Source organism: Streptomyces sparsus, assembly GCF_054776295.1.
This window is the reverse complement of sequence record NZ_BAAHCA010000767.1, coordinates 1-2,413: the sequence shown is the minus strand read 5'-3', so window position 1 is coordinate 2,413 and position 2,413 is coordinate 1. Positions and strand designations below refer to the sequence as shown.

Sequence of the window (2,413 nt, the reverse complement as noted above, 5' to 3'; positions counted from 1 at the left end):
CGCCCGTCTCGACGAGGACGGCCTCCGGCAGGCCCTCCTCGACCTCGGTGACCTGCCGGACGGCTGGGTGCCCGACACCGAGGGGGCCGCCGAGGAGCGCGGCATAGGCGTTCCCCAGCCCGCCGGCGACCCCTGCCGGACGCTGTTCCAGGACCCGGCCGAGACGGCCGCCGACACCCGGTTCGCCCGCTCCCCGGTGGGCCCGTTCGTCACCACCAGGACCGGCGCCCACGACAGCGCGGAACACGCCGGGCAGGCGCTGCGGGACTTCGAGCGGGCCGCCGGGGAGTGCACCCGCTTCCGGATCACCGAAGGCACCGGGGCGGACAGCGGACCCGTCGCCTACGAGGCCCGCGACCTCGCGCTGCCGCTGCTCGGTGACGACAGCGTCGCGCTGCGCTTCGTGCGCCGCGGACCGGGCGACGACCGGCTCACCGTGGTCGCCGACGTGGTCTACGCCCGGGTCGGCGCCGCCACCGTGCACCTGGCCCAGGCCGGCCCCGAGGAGCCGGACGGTGAAGGAGTGGAACCGCTGATGCGCCGGGCCGTCGAGAAGCTCGGCGAGGTCGCCGAATACGGCGAACCGCCGCCCACCGAGGGCTTCCCGGATGTCACCCAGCTCAGGGCCGCACCGTATGCTCGCCCGTATGAGTGACGCGCCCGCCGTGGACCCCGAGGACCGCAAGATCATCACCCTGGCGCGCAGCCCCCGCGCCCGCAACCAGGTGCCCGAGGGTGCGGCCGTGCGCGACGAGACGGGACGCACCTACGTCGCCGGCACCGTCGCGCTGGCCTCCCTGCGGCTCAGCGCGCTCCAGACGGCCGTCGCGATGGCCGTCGCCTCGGGCGCCTCCTCGCTGGAGGCCGCCGCGGTCGTCTCCGACACCGACACCCTGCCGGCCGCCGACCTGGACGCGGTACGGGACCTCGGAGGGGCCGGCACCCCCGTGCTGCTCGCGGCCCCCGACGGAACGCTGCGCACCGCCGACGCGGTCTGAGCCCGTGGCGGACTTCTTCACCGACCGCAGGATCGCCTGGATCCTGACCGTGATCGGGACCGCGCTGCTGGCCGGCGTGGCCGTCGAGTGGGCCCTCGGTGAGGGCCTCGACGTGCCGCCGCTCGCCCTCGGTCTCTTCCTGCTGCCGGAGGGCCTGCACCAGCTGGCCCGCTCCCACGACCGGCCCGTGCTCGCCCGCCGGGCACGGCTGCTGACCGGCTTCGCGGTCACCGCCGCCGGCGTCGTGGTGTGGGCCTCGCTCGTCTGGGACTGGGCGGGCGGACGCGGCACCGACTGGTGGGTGCTCGCGGCCGGCCTGCTGCTCCTGCCGGCCGGTGCGCTGGCGCTGGCCGGGGTCGTCGCCGGGCGGCGGTCGGGCCGGGCCGGGCGATCAGGGAGAATGGGCCCATGAGCGAACCTTCCCCCGCGTCCCCGCACCGCGCCGGCTTCGCGTGCTTCGTCGGCCGCCCGAACGCGGGCAAGTCGACGTTGACCAACGCGCTGGTCGGTACGAAGGTCGCGATCACCTCGAACCGCCCGCAGACCACCCGGCACACGGTGCGCGGCATCGTGCACCGCCCCGACGCGCAGCTGGTGCTGGTCGACACCCCCGGCCTGCACAAGCCGCGCACCCTGCTGGGCGAGCGCCTCAACGACGTGGTGCGGACCACGTGGTCCGAGGTCGACGTCATCGGCCTGTGCATCCCCGCCGACCAGAAGCTGGGCCCCGGTGACCGGTTCATCGCCGCGGAGCTGGCGGGTCTGAAGAAGACCCCGAAGGTCGCGGTGATCACCAAGACCGACCTGGTGGACTCCCAGAAGCTGGCCGAGCAACTCATCGCGGTGGACCGCCTCGGCAAGGACCTCGGCCTGGAGTGGGCGGAGATCGTGCCGGTCTCGGCGGTCGGTTCCAGCCAGGTCGACCTGCTGGCCGACCTGCTGGCGCCGATGCTGCCCGAGAGCCCGCCGCTGTACCCGGACGGTGACCTCACCGACGAGCCGGAGCAGGTCATGGTCGCGGAGCTGATCCGGGAGGCGGCCCTGGAGGGAGTGCGGGACGAACTCCCGCACTCCATCGCGGTGGTCGTCGAGGAGATGATCCCCCGGGAGGACCGGCCCGCCGACCGCCCGCTGCTGGACATCCACGCGAACGTCTACATCGAGCGGCCCAGCCAGAAGGGCATCATCATCGGGCCCAAGGGCAGCCGGCTCAAGGATGTCGGCACCAAGTCCCGCAAGCACATCGAGGCGCTGCTCGGCACGCCCGTCTATCTCGACCTGCACGTGAAGGTCGCCAAGGACTGGCAGCGCGACCCGAAGCAGCTGCGCAAGCTCGGTTTCTGACCGGCCCGGCGGCCCGCCCGGGGCGGGCCCCGGACCGTGTTGCCCGCGGGGCCGGGTGCCCGACCGCCTCG

4 protein-coding genes are annotated in these 2,413 nt (G+C 74.3%); all 4 read left to right on the top strand.

The window, feature by feature from the left end; all coding sequences use genetic code 11:
- Window positions 1-655, top strand: a 655-nt coding sequence (locus ACYVE9_RS23155) for a hypothetical protein (protein WP_461029828.1), incomplete at its 5' end; no start/stop codon positions are given.
- The gene (locus tag ACYVE9_RS23150) at window positions 636-998 is read left to right on the top strand and encodes a cytidine deaminase (protein WP_461029827.1); all 363 of its coding nucleotides are present in this window, start codon (window positions 636-638) and stop codon (window positions 996-998) included. The genes ACYVE9_RS23155 and ACYVE9_RS23150, both read left to right, overlap by 20 nt.
- Window positions 999-1,002: 4 nt before the next feature.
- On the top strand, window positions 1,003-1,410 hold the full coding sequence (locus tag ACYVE9_RS23145) for a hypothetical protein (protein WP_461029826.1): 408 nt from the start codon (window positions 1,003-1,005) through the stop codon (window positions 1,408-1,410).
- Window positions 1,407-2,342, top strand: a complete 936-nt coding sequence (gene era / locus ACYVE9_RS23140; protein ID WP_461029825.1) for a GTPase Era — start codon at window positions 1,407-1,409, stop codon at window positions 2,340-2,342. The genes ACYVE9_RS23145 and era overlap by 4 nt, the downstream gene beginning before the upstream one ends.
- Window positions 2,343-2,413 lie beyond the last annotated feature (71 nt).

Excerpts from the sequence above, each read along its gene's own strand:
- ACYVE9_RS23150 (WP_461029827.1), top strand. The coding sequence starts at position 636 with ATGCTCGCCCGTATGAGTGACGCGCCCGCCGTGGACCCCGAGGACCGC.
- era (WP_461029825.1), top strand. The coding sequence starts at position 1,407 with ATGAGCGAACCTTCCCCCGCGTCCCCGCACCGCGCCGGCTTCGCGTGC.